The organism is Chromatiales bacterium, assembly GCA_020445605.1.
Classification (GTDB): Bacteria; Pseudomonadota; Gammaproteobacteria; order JAGRGH01; family JAGRGH01; genus JAGRGH01.
This window is the reverse complement of the sequence record JAGRGH010000044.1, coordinates 32173-54131: the sequence shown is the minus strand read 5'-3', so window position 1 is coordinate 54131 and position 21959 is coordinate 32173. Positions and strand designations below refer to the sequence as shown.

Genomic DNA, 21959 nt, shown 5'->3' with positions numbered 1-21959 from the left:
GGCGCAGCGTTGCTGCCCCAAAATACGTCAGGCAAGGCGCGAGGAGAGAGGTTTGGCGTGTCTAAATGAACGACGAGCAACGCAGCATGACGGATTTTGGGGCGCAACCCCGCGGGACGGGGCCGTTGTGGTGTCCAACCGCGTTGCTGTTCGCTGATGTACGTCCAGTACACTGCGCTCACAGCGCCTTGTTGGCCACAACAACGGCCACCGTCGCTGCGTCATGCGTAGTGTGAGCAGGCCCTAGGACCCGATGGGCCTGATCGCATTCGACGGCGTCAGTTGCGGACTGGCGCGTACGCCCGAACGCGGCTCGAACGTCGCGCGGCTGTACGCGCTCTACGAGAGCCCCAACAAGCGGTTCTTCCCCGGTGGCTGGCCGCGGGTCGCCGTGTTCGCGGGGCGCCTGCGCGAGCGGCTGCGCCGCGGCGGGCATTCGATCGTGGATTCAGCACACAACGCCGTCGGCCAGTACCGGGCCGACGGCGATCGCATGCTGGATATCGCCGGATTCGGCTGTGGCGGCGCGCTGGCCGTGGAACTCACCCATGTGATCGCGGCCGACCCGAACCTGCGCGACGTGCAGATTCGCTTCGTCGCGCTCTGGGATGTGCTGCACGCCAACCGCGATCGCTGCCCGTACGCCGACGAACACCACCATCGCAGCCTGCACGCGCGCACGTTCAAGGCCGCGCATGTCATGGCGATCGACGAATCGCGCCGGGACTACGAACTGCAACGCCAGCCGCGCGCCTACGAGATGTGGTTTCGCGGCAACCACGACGACATCGGCGGCTGCGAGGGCAGCCGCGCACTGGCCGACCTGACGCTGGCGTGGATGTTGCGCAAGGCGCGGCTGCTGCGCCTGCCAATCCGCCCCGGCGCAATTGGCGGGCTGAAGCCCGACGCGCAGGCCGACATCTCGGTTCCAGCCGATGCCACGGAGTTCACCCGTCGCGAGGTCATGGAGAACGACCGCGTGCACGAGTCGGTCGGCTTCCGGATTGGCCCGCAGTTCAACAACCCGGACCCGGACCTGATCCGGATACGGCGTTGAGCCGCCGTGGGCACCGTCGGCAGACGGCGGCCGCAGACAGCCGCTCGTCGCAGGCATCGTGAGCGAGTACCTGCTCGCCGCCGGCTTCGCCGCCTACCTGCTCGGCGTGCTGGTGCTGGGATTTCGGGCTTGGCGACGTACGCGCGACCGCGCCGATTATCTGCTTGGCGGGCGCTCGCTCGGGCGGGTGGTCGCAGCGCTCTCGGCCGGGGCGTCGGACATGAGCGGCTGGCTGCTGCTCGGCCTGCCCGGATTTGCCTATGCCTCCGGCGTGCAGGCGCTTTGGCTGGTCGCGGGGCTCCTGATTGGCGCGTGGCTGAACTGGCGGTTTGTCGCGGCCCGGCTGCGCGAGCAGACCGCGCGCATGGGTAACGCACTGACGCTGCCGGCGTGGTTCGCCGCGCGGTTTCCCGATCGCGCCCGCGCGCTGCGGCTCGCGGCGAGCGTGCTGATCGTGTGCTTTTTCCTGTTCTACACGGCGTCCGGACTGGTCGCGGGCGGCAAGCTGTTCGGCACGGTGTTTGGCTGGGACTACCGGCTCGCGGTCGTGATCGGCGCGGCGATCATCGTGCTCTACACGGTGTTCGGCGGCTTCCTCGCCGTGTCTTGGACCGACGTCTTCCAGGGCCTGCTGATGCTCGCGGCGCTGGTGCTGACGGCGCTGCTGGCGACGGCCCTGCCGGACGCCAACGGCACGGTCCGGCCGGCAGACCGGCTGCTCGATCCGTTCGCGAGCCCCGATGGCGGCGCCATCGGCCTGCTCGGCATCGTCTCGCTCGCCGGCTGGGGGCTGGGTTACTTCGGCCAGCCGCACGTGCTCGCGCGGTTCATGGCGCTGCGCGATGCGGGGCTCGCGACCGGCGCGCGGCGGATCGGCATCGGCTGGGCGGCCACGGCGATGCTCGCGGCGGTCTGGGTGGGGCTCGCCGGCACGGTGCTCGCACCCGGCCTCGACGGCACCAGCCGGGAAACCGTGTTCATCGTGCTGGTGGAGCAACTGTTCCACCCGGCGGTTGCCGGCCTGCTGCTCGCCGCGGTGCTGGCCGCGATCATGAGCACGGCGGATTCGCAGCTGCTGGTGTGCGCCTCGGCGCTGGCCGATGACCTGCCTGGGCTGGCGGGCGTGCAACTGGACGAACGGCGGGCGCTGATGGCCAGCCGCGCGGCCGTCGTCGGCATCGCCCTGATCGCCACTGCGCTGGCATGGTCGCCGGACAATGCCGTGCTCGATCTCGTCGCCTATGCCTGGGGCGGGCTGGGCGCGGTATTCGGGCCCGCAATCCTGTTCGCGCTGTATTCACGGCGGGTCACCGGTACCGCCATTCTGGCCGGGATGCTGATCGGCGCCATCGCGATCGTTGCCTGGCACAACCTCTCGGGCGGGCTGTTCGAGCTTTACGAACTCGTGCCGGCGTTTGTGCTGGCGAGTGTCGTGATCGCGGTATTTTCCCGCCGCGCCCCGGCGCGATAGGCCTCGGGCCCGACCAACGGTCGGGAGATCGCGCCCGGATTCACATTTTGTGACGCGGTGCCGTAGACTTATCGTTCTAAAAATAAGAACATGAACCCATGCTCGGCGACCTGTTCACCTCCAAGATGCGGGTCAACATCCTGATCCGGCTGTTCCTGAACCCGGAGGCGCGCACGTATCTGCGGGAACTCGCGCAGGACTACGGCGCCTCGCCCGGCCACGTACACAACGAGTTGCAGCAGCTTTCGAGCGCCGGGCTGCTGCGCGCCGAGCGCGACGGGCGTCAGATCGTCTACCGTGCCGAACAGCGCCATCCGCTGTTTCCGGAGTTGCAGTCCATGGTGCGCAAGTCCCTGGGGATGGACCGCATCGTCGACAGCATCGTCTCTCGGCTGGGCAGCCTGCACGCGGCCTATCTCGTCGGTGACTACGCCAACGGCCGCGACACCGGGATCATTGACCTGGTGCTGGTCGGTGATATCGATCGCCACAACCTCGACGACCTGGTGATGAAAACCGAGCGTTACATCGGTCGGCGTATCCGCACACGTGTACTGACCGCCGACGAGTTCACGGCCATGGCCGACGGCGAATCACTGAATCCGCGCCTGCAGGTCTGGATCCACACCGGGGCGGAACTATGAGCGGGGCGCCCGACGAGACCGTGTACGACGCCAGCAGCCATCGTCAGGCGCTGTGGGCCGTCGCGGGCTGGCGCCAAATGTTTGTCGACCTCTGGCAGTCGCGCGAGCTGATCGGCCGACTGGCGGCGCGCGACATCGCCGTGCGCTACCGCAATGCGTTTCTCGGGCTGTTGTGGGCTGTAATCGTGCCGCTCGCCACCGTCGCGCTCTTTACCTTCCTGACATCGAAACGGGTGCTGCCAATTGGTGCGCCGCCGATCCCCTATCCGGCGTTTGCGTTGTCCAGCCTCATCGTCTGGCAGCTGTTCGGCAACACGCTGGCGGCATGCACTGCAAGCCTTGCGGGAGCCGGATCGCTGGTGACGAAATCGAGTTTCCCCAAGGAGTCGCTCGTCTTTGGTGCTGTCGGCCAGCCATTGCTGGACTTCGCGATCAAACTCCCGCTCGTGGCCGCGGCGTTTCTGTACTACGGCGTGACGCCGGACTGGAGCATTGTCCTGTTGCCGCTGATTCTCCTGCCCGCGATCCTGCTTGCGACGGGTCTCGGATTTTTGTTTTCCATCGCAAACCTGCTGACGCGCGATGTCGGCAATCTAGTCGGCATGTTCGTGACCTTCGGCATGTTCGCGGCACCCGTCCTCTACCCACCACCGGTGCGTGCCCCTTTCGATCTCGTCAACTACCTGAACCCGGTCAGCCCGACTCTGATCGCCGTCCAGGACGTGCTCGCGCACGGCGCCATGCAGCGCCCGGCACTGTTTGCGGCCGGCGCAGTGTTCTCGCTGGCGGTGTTTCTGGTTGGCTGGCGGGTGTTTCGGGTTGCGATTGTTCGGGTTGCCGAGCGCGCCTGACCCATGGCCGCCCATTCGACTTCGCGCATCTCGGTGCAAAACGTTGGCAAACGTTTCTGCAGGTCACTGAAGCGTTCGATGTGGTATGGCATGCGCGATGTTTCGAGCGAACTGCTCGGATTGCCGCTCGATACCACACGCCTGCGCCGGGACGAATTCTGGGCGCTCGACAATGTGTCGTTCGACGTCGCGCCGGGCGAGTGTCTGGGCGTAATCGGCCCGAATGGCGCGGGCAAGAGCACCCTGCTCAAGATGATCGCGGGCATCATCCCGCCGGACCGCGGGACCATCCGGGTACGTGGCCGTGTGGGCTGCCTGATCGAGGTGGGCGCAGGATTTCACCCGCTGCTGAGCGGTCGCGACAACGTGTACATCAGCGGCGCGATCCTTGGAATGAGCCGGCGGGAGATCCAGTCGAAATTCGACGACATCGTCTCGTTCGCCGGGCTAGAGTCGTTTATCGACTCGCCGGTCAAACATTTTTCCAGCGGAATGTTCGTACGGCTCGGCTTCTCGATCGCCGTGCACGCAAACCCGGAAGTGCTGCTGGTCGACGAGGCGCTGGCGGTCGGCGACCATGAGTTCACTATCCGCTGCCGAAATCGCATCGCAGAACTACAGCGCTGCGAAACCTCAATCGTGCTCGTTTCTCATTCCGAGATGCTGATCCGCGAGATTTCACAGCGCTGTATTCTGATGGCGCGTTCGGTCGCGCAGATTTATCCGAACGCAAATGGCGCATATGACGCATACTATAGTTCGGTCGAAAACAACGTTCACAATGCACCGGTCGACATCAATTACAACGGAAGGATTCGAATTGTTTCCGTCCAGAACAGCAAAGTACCGGCGTTCGTACGCTCCAAGACAGACGAACCACTTCTCGTTACTCTTCAGTATGAATGCGCCGAGTCGCTGGACGACACTTCGTTCTGCCTCCGCCTGTGGAACTCCTCCGGCGGGTTGGTTCTCGAGCTGGATTCCAAGAGCAGGGGCTTACCATTTGATGTCCCGGCCGGTCCAGGGACAATCGAGATAACCCTCGACCCTCTCCCGCTAAGTCCGGGTAGCTACTGGTTTGCGGGCGGTTTCCGGCGATCCACGGAAATCCTTTCATGGTCTACGAGGATCATCAATTTGCAGGTGACCAGCGCCCCAGGGCAATCAAGCGGGCCGGGCGTTCTACAACCCCGCGCATCCTGGAGCCTGACTCCCGAAATATTCCATCGAACCCAAGGTCAACTGACCTCACTGACCGGCAAGATCACCAGCTGATGAACGCCAGCGACCGAAAGCTGTTCCTTGCGGCCGGCCTCCAAAGCGGAGGAACGACCTTAATCTCGTGGTGCTTTCTGCAACGCGCAGACATGGACGGGGTCCTCGACCTGCCACATGACCGCCTGATGCCCATTCCAGCCGTGTCTACACGATTGGCCTGGGCCAAGGCGACAATTGCGTCTTTCCATTTTGATGAGATTGCCAGTTACTATCGCTGGTCGGGCTGGGAGGTCAAACCGTTGCTCGTTGTTCGTAATCCATTTGATGTGTATCGGTCCCTTAGCAACAAATGGTACGGATTCAACGGAACCACGTCGGATGATCCACCGCTTCTGGTTCGGTTCAGCCGTTTCCTCGCGGACTGGAGGCTCTTTCGGGACCGCCAATGGCCAATCGTCCAACATGAAGCACTGATCGCCACGCCTGAGATCACACTGCGCGACACCTGTTGCGCACTGGGCATAGACTGGGATCCGGCGATGCTCGATTGGCCCAAGGCTCGGAACTCGATCGCCGACGCAACAAGTGGAAACGAAACATTCCTTTCGACCACAACGCAGGAGAATGGAATCGCGGGTTCTCTGCAACGTTATTGCCCCACCGCACCTTCGCCGCTTTCTCGCGAGGTCGAAACCTGGATTGCAGATCAGTTTTCGGAATTCAACTCCTATCACAACTATAAAGATGCGATCCAACCGGACGACGATCCGCTACCGGAGTCACTACCGGTCTACTCTGGGACCCGCCACCAGAAGCTGATGCAATCGCTCACTGAGCTTCAGACCAGACTGGAGCAGACTTCGTCCGACCTCGCCAGGGTCCGTTCAAACCTGAAACGACTGACGAATCACCCCGTCATCGGCCCCGTTGTTCGCGCCTGGATCCGAATGGCAAACCCATCGTTGCGGACGATTTTCGATGATTGACCTGCTGATTCAGACTACCAAGAATGAGCCGACCCCATTGGTCGGAATCATAACGCGGACAAAAGACCGCCCGCTCATGCTCGATCGGGCAATGCGTAGTGTGCTGTCGCAAACAATAGATGACTGGCAACACGTGATCGTCAATGACGGTGGCGCGATAGAGCCTGTTCTGACACTGGCGAAGCGGTACGAGCATGTTTACGCCGGCCGACTTGCAGTGGTCTCCATCGGCACATCCGTCGGTATGGAGGCTGCGTCTAACATCGGCCTTTCGAACTCGAGCTCGCGTTATGTGTTGATTCATGATGATGATGACACCCTTGAACCGGCGTTTCTGGCCCAGGCCACTCGACTTCTCAGCGACCCTCCCAATCGCTTGGTTCGCGGCGTTGTGAGCTTGAGCACACTGATCAATGAGGCGGTCGATACCGACCAAATCCGACCATTGGGCCGGTCACTGTATCGTTCACTTTCGGGCTGCATTCGGATCGACCATATCGCAGCGGTCAATCAGTTCCCGCCCATAGCCTTTCTGTATGAGCGATCGGTACTCAACGAGATTGGAACCTATGATGATTCACTTCCGGTCCTGGGTGACTGGGATTTCAATCTAAGATTTCTGGCGCGCTATGAAATCGCCGTGATCGAGGAGCCGTTGTCGAACTACCATCACCGGCCAGGCTCACGAGATGCTCGGACAGGAAATTCATTGTTTGCCAACCAGCCCCAACATCGGCTTTACGACTCGATCCTCAGAAATCGGTACCTCAGGAGCGGTGACGCGACGCTGAGGGCGATCGGACAGCTGATGGCTGATCGGCCATCGGGCCCAACGTCAAGACCAAGTAACGCGAGGTTCGATGCGTTTTATCGGGTTCCGGGTGCTGCCGCAACGATACGCTGGTTCCGAAGACACGGGATGCTCCTAAGGCTCACCAGGGATGTTTGACGCGGCAGGCCATTTAATCCCGGCGAAATCCCGAGTCGCCGCCCCCCTGACCGGCATGCGTCCAGTTCGCAACGGTTGCGTTTCCAGGTACAACGACAACAGCCCTGGCGGAAACGATGATCAGTCGTAACGCTCTCAAGTTCAATGATTTTGGATCTGCCACCGACCGGGTCCGCGCCCTTGTGGCGACTGGCAAATGTCGGCTCGTTTCTATAGATGTGTTTGATACCGCCGTTTTCCGGCGCTGCGTCCCGGAACTCATTGTCGAGTCGGTGTGCCGGGAGGTTGGAAAGCGACTTGACCAGCATTCCGCAGCGGAGATAGAGCAAATCCGCCGCAAGCGCGAGTCCGTTTATTTCGAGCTGGCCGAAAATAGCAGGTCCTCCGGAAGGGACCCCGATATCGACCTGGCCACGATGTGTCTCACGTGGGCAGCCCGGCTTCTGCCGGGCAGGTCGGTCACTGAGCACGGCGCGCTTGCCGATTTCATGCTTTCAACCGAGGCAAAGTATGAAATCTGGGCCTGCGAACCCAACCTGGAGATACGACGCCTCGTTACAGAACTGGCCGAGGCTGGGCATCGAGTTATCTACTGTTCGGATATGTACCTCGGACAGACGATCATAGAGCGCATTCTTTCAAAGTGCGGATACGACCCAGGTTTTTCTCACGGTTACGTTTCTGGTGACCATCAACTTCTCAAGCGTACCGGCCGGCTGTTTGAGCACGTGCTGGAGTCCGAAGGGATAAGTCCAGCCGAGATGATTCACGTTGGGGACGATCCGCTTGCGGACGGGGAACGTCCCACAGCACTTGGAATCGCCAGCATAACCGTTCGCTCTACGGAACACCTTCGCCTTCGTCGTCTGGCGCGACGGGACTGGAATGACGCACGGCGTAACCGTGACTGGTTCGGCCCGCTCTCCCACCGATACGCCTGTTGGGACGAGCCCTTCAAGGGCGGCTATGCTGAGGCGTTTGGCATGGCGCTGATGGGGCCGGTTGTCGGATATTTTGCTCTGGCCATGGCCGAGTATTGTTCTAGTAACGCAATTGATCGGATCTATTTTCTTTCTCGGGAGGGGCTGGTCCTCAAGGGTATATTCAACGAATTCGCCGCCCTCTGCATGCGGAAGCAACCGGACACAGAGTACCTGTACGTATCCCGCCTGAGTACCGGGCTCGCAGCCATGCGCAGCTTTGGTTTGCGTGAGATGTTGGCATCGCTCGCCGCCAACGGCAAACCAACGGCCCGCAAGCTCCTGACGATGCTGAGTTTGGACGATCGCACCCTCGCTTCGATCACCAGTTCATGCGGTCTTCCGGGTGTCGACGCGCCGCTTCAGGAGCCATTCTCCCCAGAGGTAGCCAGGTTGCTGGCCCATCCCGACGTCACTGCGCGCGCGGCCGAACTCGGCGAAAATTCCCGGGTCGAGTTGATCAAATATCTCGAAGGGATCGATTTTTTTCGCGGCGGAAGGGTGGCGCTCGTCGACGTTGGATGGGGTCTGCAGATCCAGGAGAGCCTGGAATTGGCCATCCAGGATCATGCAGGCGCACCGGAAATACATGGCTTGTACCTGGGCGTCGACCGCCTCGGCGTAGCCCGGCGGCGGGCAGGGGTACGCGCAGTCGGCCTGCTTGCTGATGCACAGCAGTACGAGTGGTTCGCTGGTGCGATCTTCGACTTTGTACATCTGTTCGAGGTACTGACCCGCGCCCCGCACGGGACCGTGCTCGGCTACGAGGACGGGCACCCGTGCCTTGCTGCGTCGGGGACCCCAGCCCGTGCCGCCGAAGAACCGGATGACAGTGCGATCGTGCAGTGCCAAACAGGAATGCGAGCTTATGCCGCACAACTGGCAAGGTTTGCGGCCATGACCGGCATCAGCTCAAGCGAAATCGTTCGTCACGCTGCGACCGTGGCAACGCGGGTAATCCGTTTCCCGCGTGTCCGTGAGGTCGAGTTTCTTCTCGGATTTGAGAACATTGCTCACCTCGGGAGCAATGACAGCCGCCCCTTGGGATACCGCGCGCGGCTGACCCGGCCGTTGGATTTTTTCGGCGCGATAAATCGATCTCTCTGGAGCGAAGGAGCCGCAGTGCTTGGCGCAGGGCGCGTCGGGGCCGTAATTCTTGCAGTACTGAAATCCGCGCGGATATCACGTCGACTGCCCGCACAGCAACCCGTAAATTCAGGCCCCTCCGCCGACGCGCGCCACAACAGCATGCCCACGAGCCCCCATTCTCCATCCCCTCTCCCGCAAGAGTTGAGTAGCGCAAAATCGTCAATGGAGGCGCAGATCATGGAAATGGAGGGGCAACTCCAGAAGCGGCCCGGCCCGACAGCTCTCGCGACAATCAAAGAGGTATGGACACCCATTACCCGCGCGGAATTCCTGCTGATGAGCCTGACTGCCAGAGTAATCCCGTTCTACCTGTTCGCTCGCCGTCGCAAGCAGTTGGCGTTTTCTTCATTGCCGGCGCGGCCGTCCGGCCTCCCATCCATCTCAAGACCAGGATACCAGTCGGGGTGGGTGCGCTTCAGAGCCCTCACAAAGCCCTTCCGGAGAAATCCATCGCTTGGCAAAGGATAAACCGAAAGACGCCATCTACGTCTGCGGCGACCCACCGTCGGTGCGAAGCACGAACCGGCGCGACCGGGACCTGCCTATGGCTACGGCGGGAGCAATCTGCGCAACGTGTCCGACTCTTCATCGCGCACGATACTAGTGTCCTGTCCCCGCCCAACCTACCCCACCGAGGAGAACACGATTGTGACCAGCGGCTACATTCGAACTCAGGGAGCATACAAAACGGCGCGGCTGGCGCAGCGACGCCCCATGCAGGAAGCATTGGCCGCGTGCGCGCAGAGAGGGAGAAACAGAGCCCTCCTTCCCCCTCTTGAACTGATGCAGACCATAGGGAGCGCGGATGCAGACCATTTTGTTTCCGTACAGGCATCAATCTTTCAAGAAATCGTAATGCGGCTAGGCTTGACGCCCAACGACCACATTGTTGACATTGGCTGCGGCTGCGGCCGTCTCGCGATTCCATTCGGCTACTTCTTGAATCGGGATCATGGCCGTTACACCGGCACTGATGTGTGGGCCGAAGGAACAGATTGGTGCAGCCGTCAATTGTCCACGGAGTTCCCCAATTTGGACTTCCACTGCCTGCACGCCGACTCGAATTATTACTTCACCGACCACCCGGATTACGATACTCAGAACCACTTCCCGCTAAGTTTTCTCGCGGACAGTTCCGTCGACGGAGTGTTCGCGGTGTCAGTGTTTACTCACCTGACCTTGAACGATACGTCTTGGTATCTGAACGAAATAGCCAGAACTCTTCGCCCTGGAAAACTTGCTTATGTAACAGGGTTCATTATTGACGAGTGGTTTCATCACTACGTGGCGAGCAGCGGACTACATTCCGAGGTTCGGCAACACGAAGACGGTGGCTTCTATGCCTATCAGGGGCAGGATCACTTCGCCGGGCTAACGCTGGCCACCTGGCGCTCACTTTTTGACGCGGCCGGCCTGCATCTTGTATCCATCGACCTCGGGGCCTGGGCTGAGAAACCGGGCGCCAGATCCTTCCAGGACACATTCATCCTAATGGCGCCAGGTACCGCTTTTGTCAACGCCAAAACTTCCCCGAAGTCGGTAGAGACCCTGAATGAGGAACTGCGAGAGTTGCGCGCCCGACTGGCGCTTGCCGACCATTCACGCCCTACCGCAGAGCGGCCTTTAGCCTCGCTGCTCCCCCGCTTGCAAAGCCTCCTGCGCAGCACGATTCGACGCAAGCGTAAACAGGGCCACTAGCAGCAACGCGGCCTTTGCGCGGCTGCTGCGTCGCTGGGCGCGCCTTCCCCGATCGAAACACGGCGCAGTCGCACCGCTATCCGCAGCAGCGCCACTAATCAATGCCAGACAATGCGTGCCCGTCGTTTAACTCATCCATTGAGATCCACCATTCCTCGAAACGCGCCCAGTTCGACCGGTACATAGCCCCCGTCCGCCCCTTGGAATGCTCATATCACTCCGGTCCCTTCTTCGAACCACGTCGATCCGCGCTGACCGACGCCATCATGCCCTCAGCCACAAAAATGCACAGGCCCGAAAATACGACCCATTGCGCGACCTGCCCCAAGAAAAACAATAACAGATCCGGCTCGCCCGGATGGTATACCGACCTCAATCCGATCCAGTACCACATCGACACAAAGATAGCCGTCAAGACCACCCACGATAGCACCGAGTTCAGCCCATCTCTGGCGCGAACCCATTCGCTCAGTTGTGGTATGCAGAGAATGAGGAAAACGAGGCGATAATTCCAATTGTTTCCGATCAGAAAGGTCCCCAGATAGACGCCAGCCCCTGCAAGAAAGAAACTAAACCGCAATGACACCGCTTGTAGGTTTTTCTGCGCGCCGCGCCTTCCGGCGGAAACGACTGAAAATATGAGCACGCTCACAACGATCGCATAGGAGCTGACTCCGATGAGAATTCCCGCCATGGGGCTGGATTTCGCCAGTGAACTCCATAGAACATTAGTGCCGTAGCTGAGCCCCGTGCCGCCAGGGGTGTTTCCGGCTATTAGTTTCAGATCCTCCCAGGTGAACAGGACATACAACATTGTCAATATTGCAATTCCAAGAGCGCGCCAAACCATTCCGGACCGGCCCGCCTGCAGCCAAGCGAGCGCGGAAAACAGCGGATAGAGTTTGAGCAACGTGCCAATCGAAATGATCAGAGCGGACAACACCCGGCGGTTGGACGCAAACACTGCGGCCAACGCCACCAAGAAAAACATCAACAGGTCAGTGTTCGCCCGTTCAATTCCCAGCATACTGGACGGGGACAACGCCGCGATGGCAACCAATGCAGTCGTCGACGCAGGCTCGTCGCGCACCAGAAACACCAGGCCGAGGAAAAAGGAAGATACAAACGCCACGGCGAGCCATACCGAATGCTCGGCTCGCAGCCCCAACGCGTAGAGCACCTGCCAGATTCGGGGATAGTTCAGTGGGCGCCTCCATGGATCGGCGGGATTTTCTATCATGGGATCAAGACCCATCTCAGCAGTCCTCGCGCCGTGGGTGAGGGAACGAAGATCGGCGAACGGCGGCGAAATGGTCGGCACATTCCAGTACCGCCAACCCGCCTCGTATCCGACGATGTAAAAGAACACGATCACACCCATCGCCACAAAAAGCAGCGCGAGAGCCGGCCATGAGGACCGCACGCCAGAGGACATTGTCAGCTCTCGCGCCCGCCATCAACAATGGACGCGATGACAGCATCGGCGGGAAGGCAACGCTCCACGAGATCAGACAGACCGGACATCCCGCCCAGAAATTGGTGTGCAGACGCCATGTAACAAAGGTCTTCATCTATGTTTGTACTGGATTGAATACGCACAGAAACCCCCTGCTGCTTCAGTTGTTCAGCCACCAATCGAAGAAGTTTTAGACTCCTGCGAACCGCACGCTTAGACGGGTAGTAGCTGAGATTCAAGTCGTTCGACCCGAAATGCATGGCGGTCACTATGGTTGCGCTTTTCACGCCCGGGAACCTCTGCAACGGCAGCCGCGCATAGGCTCGAACTGCGCGAGAGAAATGCCGGGAGTGATCGTCGTTTTCCCAGTCATCCATGACATCACCCAATCGCAAATGGATTACCAGGCTATCGGGCGGCGGAACAGCGTAGTGCTTGCAATGCATGGAGACCACGTTTCGCCATGTTTCCCAGTCATTCTCTCTCCGCATGTTGCAGAGGTAATCACGAAGGATCGTTCCTGAATACTGTCGGTCGGCCAGAATGGTGTCTCGGTCCCGTTGCCACCGAAGCCCCTTTCGCAGCACAATATCGGTGATTCGGTACACAGAGTTGGAAGCAAGCAGCTTGACCTCCCCCTGGTAGGGCAAGGGTCGCAACATGCTCCAGATGGCATCCAGCACGTTTCGCACTATCAGCCCGGCCCTCGAGCGCCAAGGGCGGGCCTATTGTTCGAAACCTTCGAGAGATCGATCCGCGGTTTCAGATGCGCAATATCCATCGATTTCTGAAACCTGTCACTCGAGGCGCGCGCACTGAATACGCAGGAAATTCGGCGATCGCAGAGATTTTCAGGGCGCCATGCGAGACGGTTCAGGGCAATGGTCACCGAAGTAGGCATTCAGTCAAATGCGGGACATTGAGGTTGTAATTCCGGCCACGGGTGACACCCGGAGTATTGACGTAGCTCTATCCAGCATTCGCGATCAGACATTATGCCCCGTCTCAGTTCTGATAGTAGACGATGGCCTGTCCAACCCCGATGCAGTTGATCAATTTGGCCGCGCGATCATCGGTGCAAAATTCCGCCGGATTCCAAACCGCGGGCGCGGAATTTCTGACGCCCTGAACACCGGCATCGCCTGCTGCACCGCACCGTGGATAGCACGCATGGATGCGGACGACCGAGCTCACCCACGCCGGTTCGAGTTCCAGATGCGCCATCTGGAGTCCTCGTCCGCCAACACGCTTGGCTGCGGAACCCAGGTTCAGGTCTACGACGAGCACGGAAATTCGCTGACTCCGTCAGGCTATCCAACCGAGCCGCAGGATATCGCGCGCAGTCTATTGGAGCGGACCTGTCATGCGCACCCATCGCTCATTTTGCGGCGCGATTCGCTGGTGCGGTTCCCGTACCGACGGGCGCTCGATGGCGCGGAAGATGTCGATCTCGTGCTGCGTCTCAGCGGACACGGTCGAGTCGATAACCTGGCGGACGTGCTGCTGGATTACCAGATCCGCACCGGCCCAGGAGCACAGCGATCCCGACCCCGCCAGACCGCGCTTCAGGAACTGGCCTTCCGGCTCGCGCTGATCAGACGCTCTGGCCGGCCCGATCCGCTGGACGAGAACCCCGGGCTGGCCGAGCGATTTGTCGACTGGCGCCTTTCTCAACGTGGCTATGCCCCCGCGCGCCGGGCCGGCACTGCGCTGCGTTACGCTGCTCTCGCCGCGAAGGCCGGAAGTCCGTCACGGGCGATTGCAACGCTGACCCACGGGGCTGGAATCGATCTGCTGAACCCGGCAGCGTGGTGGTGGCTATGGCGCATTGCGCGCCGCTCGCCCGGCGCCCTCGCCCGCGACCAGACTCCGTTTCCCGAGTTGGCGCTAGCATAGCCTCCAGACACAGGCACCACCGGAACCAGGTCCGGCGAAACGTGGGAATTCGATGACAAAAGCGTATTTTCGCCGGCTTTATCGCAGGACCATGGACAAGGCATACGCCAGGGCCCGGGGGGAAATCAGCAAAGCCATGAACGCCGGCGGCGCCGTGCTCGATTGCGGCGCCGGAAGCGGATTCGAGTACACCATGCTGCGCAACGCACTGGGAACCACCGAATTCGAGTATCAGGGTATCGAATGGAACGCGCAGTTCGCCGAATCCGCCCGGGCCCAGGGGCTCAATGTTGTACGGGGGGATCTGAACCAACCCATCCCGGCTCCTGATGAGTCGCAGCGCTGCGTATTCGCGCTGTCGGTGCTCGAACACCTGCTCAACCCCTGCCGTTTCCTGAGTGAGTGTCAACGTGTGCTGGAACCTGAGGGCACACTGGTATTGCTGACACCCAACATCAGCACCTATTTCACGGCCGCACTGATTCTCGCCGGGCGCATGCCATCGAGCGGACCGCACCCGGACTCGCTGCAGCTGTTACAGAGCGAGGCTCCCGTACAGGTGTCCGACATCGGAACGCTGCAGGACGTGGAATCCGACACCCCGGTTCACCGCCATCTCGTCGTATTCAGCTATCTCGCCCTGACTCGGTATCTGCGCATGATCGGCTTCAAGAATGTCCGCGGTCACGGATTTGGACTGTATCCGTTTCCCAATTTCATGCAGCCGGTTCTGGAACGAATCGACCCCTACCATTGCCATCAGATGGTCTTCGTGGCCAACAAAGCCGGATCCGCCGACCGCCTGGACCAATGACAGCAGATCCCCGGCGCACCCAGAACCAACAAGCACAAGTGGATCAGCTGGCAGAACTGATTGTCCCCGCGCGCAACGCGCAAGCCCATTTGCCCCGGCTTGCGGAGTCTCTCAACGCGCTGGTCGTACCCGACGGCTGGCAGTTGCGGGTGACTGTCGTCGATGACGCCTCGACCGACAGCACCGCGGAAGCGGCCCTTCGCGCATTCCCCAAGTCGATGCAACTGGTGTGTACGCCCCAGAATCTTGGACGCGGCGGTGCTCTGAACCTCGGCGTCAGCGAATCCAGCGGTGCAATCATCGCGTTCCTAGACAGTGACTGCGCCCCCAAGGATCACGCCTGGCTACAGGCGCACCTCGGCACACTCGCATCGGCCGACGTCAGCCTCGGCGAACTGGTCGGCGACACTGGAGATGAATTCGCATACCGCTACTTTGATCGAGTAACCACCATGCGCCGTATGCATGCAAGGCGTGGTCAGCCGCTGGCACTGACGACGGCCAACGTCGTGCTCCGCCGCGAGTGGTTCGAACGGATCGGAGGATTCGACGAGGGCTATTCCCGCTACGGGTTCGAGGACCGCGACTTGCTGCTTCGGCTCAAGGAGGCCGGCGCGAGGATTCGCTACACGCCCGGCGCAGACGTCGTTACTGCGGTGGACACGGATCCTTCGCGACCGCTGGACAAGCTCGCCGAAGGCGCGCGCCACTCGGCGCCGCGCTTCCGTGCACGCCATCCGGCCTTTTACCGACAATCGCGCTACGGCCTGTTCGATGCCTCGGTCGGCCCCGCGCTGGTGCGCTGGAGCGCTCCGCTGCTCGCCACTCTTGCACGCCCTGCGCGAGCGCTGGCGCTGGCGCTCGCGCCGCGCGCGGCCATTCCGTTCGCGCTTCGGCGGATCGTCTACCAGCTCGCCGGCGCTCTTGCACACACGCGTGGAACCTGGCTCGCACGCAACGACCCGCCGCCGTCCGGTCTGATGCCCGCGCTGCTGGTACTGACCTCGACCTATCCACGCTGGGCGAACGACCATGAGCCGGCGTTCGTGCACGAACTGGCGCGACGTCTGACCGACCGCTTTCGCGTCACGGTGCTGGCACCGCACGCGCCGGGGTCGGCGCGATCCGAACGGCTCGATGGCGTGGACGTGCGGCGATTCCGTTACGCGCCGACCGCGCTGGAATCGCTGGCCTACGAGAGCGGTGTCCCCGCCCGGCTGCGCGCGAATCCGTTTCGCTGGCTGCTGGTACCGGGTTTTGTCATCGCGCAGTTCTGGTCGACCCAGCGCCTGATTCGGGAACTTCTCCCCGCGGCGATCCACGCACACTGGCTCATCCCGCAGGGCCTGCTTGCGCTCCTCGCCCGGACTGTGACGGGCAGCCGTGCCCGCGTGCTGGTAACTGCGCATGGTGCCGACGTGCATGTGGCGCGCGGCGCCTTTGCACGCCGCCTGTTGCGGCACACCGCGAACCGGGCCGATGAGGTGACCGCGGTCAGCCGCGCGCTGGCGCAGCGGCTGGTCGAGATCAGCGGGCGCCGCGAGGTGGTCGTTCGCTCCATGGGCGCCGAACTCGGCACGCCGCCCGAACCAGCGGTTGATGCTGGTCACCGCCTGTTGTTCACCGGCCGCCTGGTCGCGAAGAAGGGTGTGGACACGCTCCTCGCTGCGCTGCCGACGATCCTCGAGCGAGTGCCGGACGTGCATCTCGTGATCGCTGGTGACGGACCGGAACGCGCGGCATTGGAACAACAGACACAGAGCCTCGGCATCGCGGCCAACGTCGAATTCGCCGGCCCCTACCGCCCCGACCAGCGCGCGGCGCTGTATGCCGCAGCGGGTATTGCGGTGTTTCCGTTCCGCGTCGCGCCGGACGGCGACCAGGAAGGCCTGGGTCTGGTCGTGCTGGAAGCGGTGGCCCAGGGTCGACCGGTGATCGCCGGCGACGTGCCGGCGGTGCGCGACCTGATCGAGCCCGGGCGCACCGGGCTGCTGTTTCCGCCCGGGGATACCGACGCCCTTGCCCGGGCCGTCATCGAGCTGCTGGAGTCCCCCGAGCGCGGCCAGGCGCTCGCCAGCGCCGCGTACGCCGCGCTGGCGCCGCGCTATGACTGGTCGGCCATTGCTGACGCCTACGCACGCCTGCTCGCCCCAGAGGCAGCCTCAGGCGGCACCAGCCGCTGATTCGACGAACAATACGGGACACACACCGCGCATGCCGATCGATCTAGCCACCCACAGCGCACTCGCGGTCGCCTGGCTCGGCTATTTCGCGCTGCACTCGGTAGCGGCCTCGCTGGGCGTCAAGCGCGCCGTGGCGCAACGCTGGCCCGGCGCGATGCGCGGCTACCGGCTCGCGTTCAATGCCGTAGCGCTGGCGGCGCTTGCGCTGCCTTTGTGGCTGTCATGGTCGATCGAAAGTCCGTGGCTGTGGCGCTTCAGCGGCGCATGGCGCTGGGTCGCCGACGGGCTCGCCGTGGCCGCGATCGGCGGCTTCCTGTTTTCCCTGCGCGGCTACGATGGCGGCGAGTTCATCGGCCTGCGCCAGTGGCGCGACCGGGCCAGGGGCGTCGAGGACCAGGAGCGGCTGAAGATCTCGACCCTGCACCGCTACGTGCGCCATCCGTGGTACCTGTTCGCGATTGTGCTGATCTGGACGCGCGACATGAACCTCGCCTGGCTCATCAGCGCCGTCGCCATCAGCGCCTATTTCAAACTCGGCTCGCTGCTCGAGGAACGCAAGCTCATCGTCTATCACGGTGACGCCTACGCCCGGTATCGCGACGCCGTTCCCGGCATCGTTCCGCGGCCGTGGCGACACCTGAACGCGACACAGGCGCGTGAGATCGAGGCACAATCACGGCATGGCTGAACGCCCCGTACTGAAACGCGTCTGGGATTGCGACCGGATCACGGCCGTCGACGGCGCCGAGGTGCAGGAACTGCTGCATCCCGATCGGGACGGCGTCGACCTGCCCTACTCGCTCGCGATCGCGCGTGTGGAAGTCGGCGACCACACCGCACCCCACCGACTGGACCATGCGGAGGTCTATCACGTGCTCGACGGCCGCGGGCTCGCGCATGTGGACGACGCCAGCTTCGAGATCACCGTCGGTGACGCGTTGCTGATCCCCGCCGGAGCGCGGCAGTGGATCGAGAACATCGGTGCGGAACCGCTGCGCTTCGCGGCGATCGTCAGCCCGCCGTGGCGCGCGGAGATCGACCGGCGCGTGTAGTCGGTCCATCGTTCGACCGCGTTCGTCGCTCGGCACCGCGCCTGCAACCTGGCGCGGATTCTCGCGGTCTCATGCATGAGGGCCAGTCGCCTGATCGTGAACGGACGTCAGCCGTCCGGCGGCCCCGCCAATCCGGAGATCGCCCGCATGTTTCGAACCCTGAATCGATCATTCATCGCACTGCTGTTGTCCGCAACGGCAGCCGCCATCCCCGCCACCGCCAAACCACCACCCGAGTTTGATCTCGTGCGCGTCGCGCCCGGCACGTTCACGATGGGTACCGCTGATCTCGACGCGGTACGCTTCGAGGCAACGGAGCCTGACAAACTTCAGATCGACGACGAGACGCCCGCGCGCGAGGTCAGCATCACGCGTGCCTTCTGGCTGACGCGCACCGAGGTCACGCAGGCGCAGTGGCTCGCGATCATGGACACCAAGCCAGGCCCCGACAGCCACTGGAACCGGCCGGACTGGGAACGACTGCCCGTCGTGTCGGTGAGCTGGGACGACACTCAGGCCTTCATCCGCACGCTCAACGCCCTGCCAGGCAACTGGCGTTATCGTCTGCCGACCGAGGCCGAGTGGGAGTTCGCCGCGCGCGCCGGCAGTGACGGGTTGCGACCGATGCCGCTCGAATCGCTTGCCGGTCACGCGTGGTACATCGCCAATTCCGGCGATGAACCACAGCCGGTCGGCACCCGCATGGCGAATGCGTGGGGTTTTTACGACCTGCTCGGCAACGCCTGGGAGTGGGTCGCGGATCGCTACGCACCGGACACCTATCGCGTCGCATCGCAAGCGGATCCGGCCGGCCCGTCCACCGGCGGCAAGCGGGTCCGGCGCGGTGGCTCATACCACTGCCCTTCGCACCTGGTCCGCCCCGGGTATCGCGCCGCGGACGCGCCTGACACGCGCTATTCGGTACTCGGCTTTCGGCTGGCGGCCGACCGCCTGCCTTGATCAGGCGAAGTGCTTGCACCAGACTAGTCGTCAATTCCCTGTTTTCGAATCGGAGGTGACGAACATGTCGATCGATCGAGTTGTGATGGCCTTCGCCGGCGTCGTGATCCTCGCGAGCGTGCTGCTTGCGCACTACCACAATGTGAACTGGCTCTGGCTCACCGGATTTGTCGGCCTGAACCTGCTGCAATCGGCGTTCACGGGCTGGTGCCCGCTCGCGCGCATCCTGAAGGCGACCGGCACGAAACCGGGTGCGGCGTTCGAATAGCCGGCACCGTTACAGACACCCGCCTCGCAAGCCCGGTTCGCCGGGCTTTTTCATGTCCGTTTGACGGCAGCGAAAGCGGCCATCTATATTGCCGGCCCCGCTTCAGGTGCCGCAACGCTCTGGCGTTGCGGAGAATCGGGAAGCCGGTGCGCCGGGCGAGAATGAACCTCGTCGCGGCAATTCCGGCGCTGCCCCCGCAACGGTAGGCAGGCACAGGGTCCGAACGTCAACACGCCACTGGGTTGCGACCCGGGAAGGCGGTTCGGCCCGGGCATGTGATCCGCGCGATCACGTGCCGCCTGCGAGCCCGGAGACCGGCCTGAAGCCCCTGATCGCGTCGCGGCGGGCGGCACAGGTCGGTCACGGGTGCCACCCGTCCGTCCTGTTTTCGCGCGCCGCGTATGTATCCACTGCGAGGCGCCGAAGATGTCCGAGAACCACTCCCTGCCGCTGGCGTTCGTGCTGGCCGTCTGTGTTGCGCCCTGCGCGCAGGCGCTGGACGAAGCGATCGTCGTCACCCCCACGCGCACGGTACAGTCGGTCGCCGATCTGCCGGGCCAGACCATCGTCATCGATACGGATGCGATCGCCTCGCGTCAGCCGCGCGATCTCGCCCAGTTGCTGCCGTTCAACGTCGGCGTGGAAATCGGGGGCAACGGCGGCCCCGGCCAGCCCGTATCGACCTTCATCCGCGGCACGGACAGCAACCACACGCTGTTGATGATCGACGGCGTGCCGATCAACCCCGGCACCATCGGCATCGCGGCAATTCAGAACATTGCAACGGGATGGATCGACCGGGTCGAGATCGTCGAAGGGCCGGCATCGACGCTCTACGGCTCCGAGGCGATCGGTGGCGCGATCAATCTCGTGCCCAAACGGCCGCGCGCGCGCGGCGTCTCGGGCGAGGTGTTCGCGACCGCGGGCGGCGATGACGAGCAAGCCCTGGGCGGTGTACTGACCGGGCGCGAAGGTCCATGGTGGGGCACCGCGATGCTCGAACGGACCCGCACCGATGGATTTCCATCGCGTGTCGAGTCCGATCTGGACCGTGGCTACGAACGTGACACGGCGTTTCTCTCCGCGGGCTGGTCCGGGGCGATGTCGGAGTTCGCCTTCACGCACTGGCGCGCGGACGGCAACACCGAGTACCTGGATTTCTTTCTGACTCCACTGGACCAGGACTTCGTCAACAGCGCACAGATCCTTTCGGGACGCGCGTATCTGGGCGAGCATCTGACCTCGACGCTGAAGCTCAGCCGTTTCGTCGAACGCATCGATCAGAACCAGAGCGACGACTACGCACACACACGCCGCCATGCGCTGGACTGGCAGAACGATCTGCGTCACGGCGCGCACCTGATCACGGCTGGTCTCACGCTGTCGCGCGAGGATGTGGGGTCGCTCGTGTTCGGCAGCGGCTACGAGGAGCGCACCGATGTGCGCGAGCTGTTCGTGCAGGATGACATCAGCATCGGCCGGCACCGCTTCATTGCGGGCTTGCGGCTGCATGACCACGAAAGCGCGGGGACACACACCGTCTGGAGCGCGTCCTACCGGTTCCGGGTGAGCGAGCAGCTCGATCTCTACGCGAGCGCCGGTACGGCATTCCGCGCGCCCGATGGCCTCGACCGCTTCGGTTTCGGCGGCAATCCGGATCTCGCGCCGGAACGCTCGCGCAGCGCCGAAGTTGGACTCAAGTGGCGCTCCGGCGGACAGCAGGCATCACTGGCGCTGTTCGATACGCGGATTCGCGACCTCATCAACTTCGAGGATCCGGACGGTTTTCTCGGTCCGATCCCCGGACGCAACGAAAACATCGATCGCGCGCGCATTCGTGGCGTGCAGGGACGCTGGTCGCTTGCGAGCGGCCCGTGGCGGCTCGCCGCCGAGGCGCAGTGGCAACGCCCGCGCAACGAGACGCTCGGGCGCGACCTCGCGCGGCGCGCCGAGCTCGGTGGCGTGCTGAGCGCCGCGTTCGTGCAGCCCGCGTTCGATGTACGGCTCGATGCGCTCGCGCAATCGGATCGTTTCGATTCTGACTTCTCGGACGCGCAGATCGCCGGCTATGGACGCGCAGACCTCGCGGCACGCTGGCGGTTCGCACCGGGCGCGAGCATCGAGGCACGGGTCGAAAACCTGACCGACCGCGCCTACCAAACCGCCGATGGCTTCAACAGCCAGGACCGTACGATGTGGGTCACGCTGCGCTATCGGCTCGGTTCGGGGGTCGATTCAGACAGCCAGCTGTAACCGTTCGCAAATTCGCGTGACCAACACGGGTCCCGCTCGGTGGCGCGCGGTATGATCTGGGCTTCTACCTGTCA

19 protein-coding genes and 1 riboswitch are annotated in these 21959 nt (G+C 62.8%); of the genes, 17 read left to right on the top strand and 2 right to left on the bottom strand.

Annotated elements, in window-relative coordinates; translation table 11 throughout:
* The first annotated feature begins 253 nt into the window (after positions 1-253).
* From KDG50_09605 to KDG50_09565, 9 genes are all read left to right on the top strand, one after another.
* Entirely contained in the window at positions 254-1057 is an 804-nt protein-coding gene (locus KDG50_09605) for a DUF2235 domain-containing protein (GenBank protein ID MCB1865674.1), read from the top strand.
* 58 nt (positions 1058-1115) lie between these two features.
* The gene (putP, locus tag KDG50_09600) at positions 1116-2528 is read left to right on the top strand and encodes a sodium/proline symporter PutP (protein ID MCB1865673.1); all 1413 of its coding nucleotides are present in this window, start codon (positions 1116-1118) and stop codon (positions 2526-2528) included.
* A 98-nt stretch (positions 2529-2626) separates the two neighbouring features.
* The gene (locus KDG50_09595) at positions 2627-3172 is read left to right on the top strand and encodes a winged helix-turn-helix transcriptional regulator (GenBank protein ID MCB1865672.1); all 546 of its coding nucleotides are present in this window, start codon (positions 2627-2629) and stop codon (positions 3170-3172) included.
* The gene (locus KDG50_09590; GenBank protein ID MCB1865671.1) at positions 3169-4023 is read left to right on the top strand and encodes an ABC transporter permease; all 855 of its coding nucleotides are present in this window, start codon (positions 3169-3171) and stop codon (positions 4021-4023) included. The genes KDG50_09595 and KDG50_09590 overlap by 4 nt, the downstream gene beginning before the upstream one ends.
* A 3-nt stretch (positions 4024-4026) precedes the next feature.
* Positions 4027-5298, top strand: coding sequence for an ATP-binding cassette domain-containing protein (locus KDG50_09585; GenBank protein ID MCB1865670.1), 1272 nt, complete (start codon positions 4027-4029; stop codon positions 5296-5298).
* Positions 5298-6227, top strand: coding sequence for a hypothetical protein (locus KDG50_09580; GenBank protein ID MCB1865669.1), 930 nt, complete (start codon positions 5298-5300; stop codon positions 6225-6227). The genes KDG50_09585 and KDG50_09580 overlap by 1 nt, the downstream gene beginning before the upstream one ends.
* A complete protein-coding gene (locus tag KDG50_09575) occupies positions 6220-7176 on the top strand; it encodes a glycosyltransferase (GenBank protein MCB1865668.1) in 957 nt (318 codons plus the stop codon). Before KDG50_09580 ends, KDG50_09575 begins: the two co-directional genes overlap by 8 nt.
* A gap of 116 nt (positions 7177-7292) precedes the next feature.
* Complete coding sequence (locus KDG50_09570) at positions 7293-9773, top strand: hypothetical protein (protein ID MCB1865667.1); 2481 nt, start codon at positions 7293-7295, stop codon at positions 9771-9773.
* A 180-nt stretch (positions 9774-9953) separates the two neighbouring features.
* Positions 9954-11003, top strand: coding sequence for a class I SAM-dependent methyltransferase (locus KDG50_09565; protein ID MCB1865666.1), 1050 nt, complete (start codon positions 9954-9956; stop codon positions 11001-11003).
* Positions 11004-11217: 214 nt separating this feature from the next.
* On the opposite strand, the gene KDG50_09560 is transcribed toward KDG50_09565, so the two are convergent.
* Both KDG50_09560 and KDG50_09555 read right to left on the bottom strand, forming a co-directional pair.
* A complete protein-coding gene (locus KDG50_09560) occupies positions 11218-12438 on the bottom strand; it encodes a hypothetical protein (protein ID MCB1865665.1) in 1221 nt (406 codons plus the stop codon).
* A gap of 2 nt (positions 12439-12440) precedes the next feature.
* Complete coding sequence (locus KDG50_09555; protein ID MCB1865664.1) at positions 12441-13142, bottom strand: hypothetical protein; 702 nt, start codon at positions 13140-13142, stop codon at positions 12441-12443.
* A gap of 226 nt (positions 13143-13368) precedes the next feature.
* Between KDG50_09555 and KDG50_09550 the strand changes: the two genes are divergently transcribed.
* The 8 genes from KDG50_09550 (at position 13369) to KDG50_09515 (ending at position 21885) form a co-directional block, all read left to right on the top strand.
* Positions 13369-14355, top strand: coding sequence for a glycosyltransferase (locus KDG50_09550; protein MCB1865663.1), 987 nt, complete (start codon positions 13369-13371; stop codon positions 14353-14355).
* A 91-nt stretch (positions 14356-14446) separates the two neighbouring features.
* Positions 14447-15169, top strand: coding sequence for a methyltransferase domain-containing protein (locus tag KDG50_09545; protein MCB1865662.1), 723 nt, complete (start codon positions 14447-14449; stop codon positions 15167-15169).
* A 38-nt stretch (positions 15170-15207) separates the two neighbouring features.
* Positions 15208-17352: a glycosyltransferase gene (locus KDG50_09540; GenBank protein MCB1865661.1), complete on the top strand. Its 2145-nt coding sequence runs from the start codon at positions 15208-15210 to the stop codon at positions 17350-17352.
* A gap of 31 nt (positions 17353-17383) precedes the next feature.
* Positions 17384-18040, top strand: a complete 657-nt coding sequence (locus tag KDG50_09535) for a hypothetical protein (protein ID MCB1865660.1) — start codon at positions 17384-17386, stop codon at positions 18038-18040.
* Positions 18033-18404: a cupin domain-containing protein gene (locus tag KDG50_09530; GenBank protein MCB1865659.1), complete on the top strand. Its 372-nt coding sequence runs from the start codon at positions 18033-18035 to the stop codon at positions 18402-18404. The genes KDG50_09535 and KDG50_09530 overlap by 8 nt, the downstream gene beginning before the upstream one ends.
* A 75-nt stretch (positions 18405-18479) precedes the next feature.
* Positions 18480-19364, top strand: coding sequence for an SUMF1/EgtB/PvdO family nonheme iron enzyme (locus KDG50_09525; protein MCB1865658.1), 885 nt, complete (start codon positions 18480-18482; stop codon positions 19362-19364).
* A 64-nt stretch (positions 19365-19428) separates the two neighbouring features.
* Positions 19429-19632, top strand: a complete 204-nt coding sequence (locus KDG50_09520; protein ID MCB1865657.1) for a DUF2892 domain-containing protein — start codon at positions 19429-19431, stop codon at positions 19630-19632.
* 87 nt (positions 19633-19719) lie between these two features.
* Positions 19720-19970: riboswitch (cobalamin riboswitch) on the top strand.
* Positions 19971-20058: 88 nt separating this feature from the next.
* On the top strand, positions 20059-21885 hold the full coding sequence (locus KDG50_09515) for a TonB-dependent receptor (GenBank protein MCB1865656.1): 1827 nt from the start codon (positions 20059-20061) through the stop codon (positions 21883-21885).
* Positions 21886-21959 lie beyond the last annotated feature (74 nt).

Coding starts and splice junctions, on each gene's coding strand:
- KDG50_09605 (MCB1865674.1), top strand. CDS start 254: ATGGGCCTGATCGCATTCGACGGCGTCAGTTGCGGACTGGCGCGTACG.
- KDG50_09595 (MCB1865672.1), top strand. CDS start 2,627: ATGCTCGGCGACCTGTTCACCTCCAAGATGCGGGTCAACATCCTGATC.
- KDG50_09590 (MCB1865671.1), top strand. CDS start 3,169: ATGAGCGGGGCGCCCGACGAGACCGTGTACGACGCCAGCAGCCATCGT.
- KDG50_09585 (MCB1865670.1), top strand. CDS start 4,027: ATGGCCGCCCATTCGACTTCGCGCATCTCGGTGCAAAACGTTGGCAAA.
- KDG50_09580 (MCB1865669.1), top strand. CDS start 5,298: ATGAACGCCAGCGACCGAAAGCTGTTCCTTGCGGCCGGCCTCCAAAGC.
- KDG50_09575 (MCB1865668.1), top strand. CDS start 6,220: ATGATTGACCTGCTGATTCAGACTACCAAGAATGAGCCGACCCCATTG.
- KDG50_09570 (MCB1865667.1), top strand. CDS start 7,293: ATGATCAGTCGTAACGCTCTCAAGTTCAATGATTTTGGATCTGCCACC.
- KDG50_09560 (MCB1865665.1), bottom strand. CDS start 12,438: ATGTCCTCTGGCGTGCGGTCCTCATGGCCGGCTCTCGCGCTGCTTTTT.
- KDG50_09550 (MCB1865663.1), top strand. CDS start 13,369: ATGCGGGACATTGAGGTTGTAATTCCGGCCACGGGTGACACCCGGAGT.
- KDG50_09545 (MCB1865662.1), top strand. CDS start 14,447: ATGGACAAGGCATACGCCAGGGCCCGGGGGGAAATCAGCAAAGCCATG.
- KDG50_09535 (MCB1865660.1), top strand. CDS start 17,384: ATGCCGATCGATCTAGCCACCCACAGCGCACTCGCGGTCGCCTGGCTC.
- KDG50_09530 (MCB1865659.1), top strand. CDS start 18,033: ATGGCTGAACGCCCCGTACTGAAACGCGTCTGGGATTGCGACCGGATC.
- KDG50_09525 (MCB1865658.1), top strand. CDS start 18,480: ATGAGGGCCAGTCGCCTGATCGTGAACGGACGTCAGCCGTCCGGCGGC.
- KDG50_09520 (MCB1865657.1), top strand. CDS start 19,429: ATGTCGATCGATCGAGTTGTGATGGCCTTCGCCGGCGTCGTGATCCTC.
- KDG50_09515 (MCB1865656.1), top strand. CDS start 20,059: ATGTCCGAGAACCACTCCCTGCCGCTGGCGTTCGTGCTGGCCGTCTGT.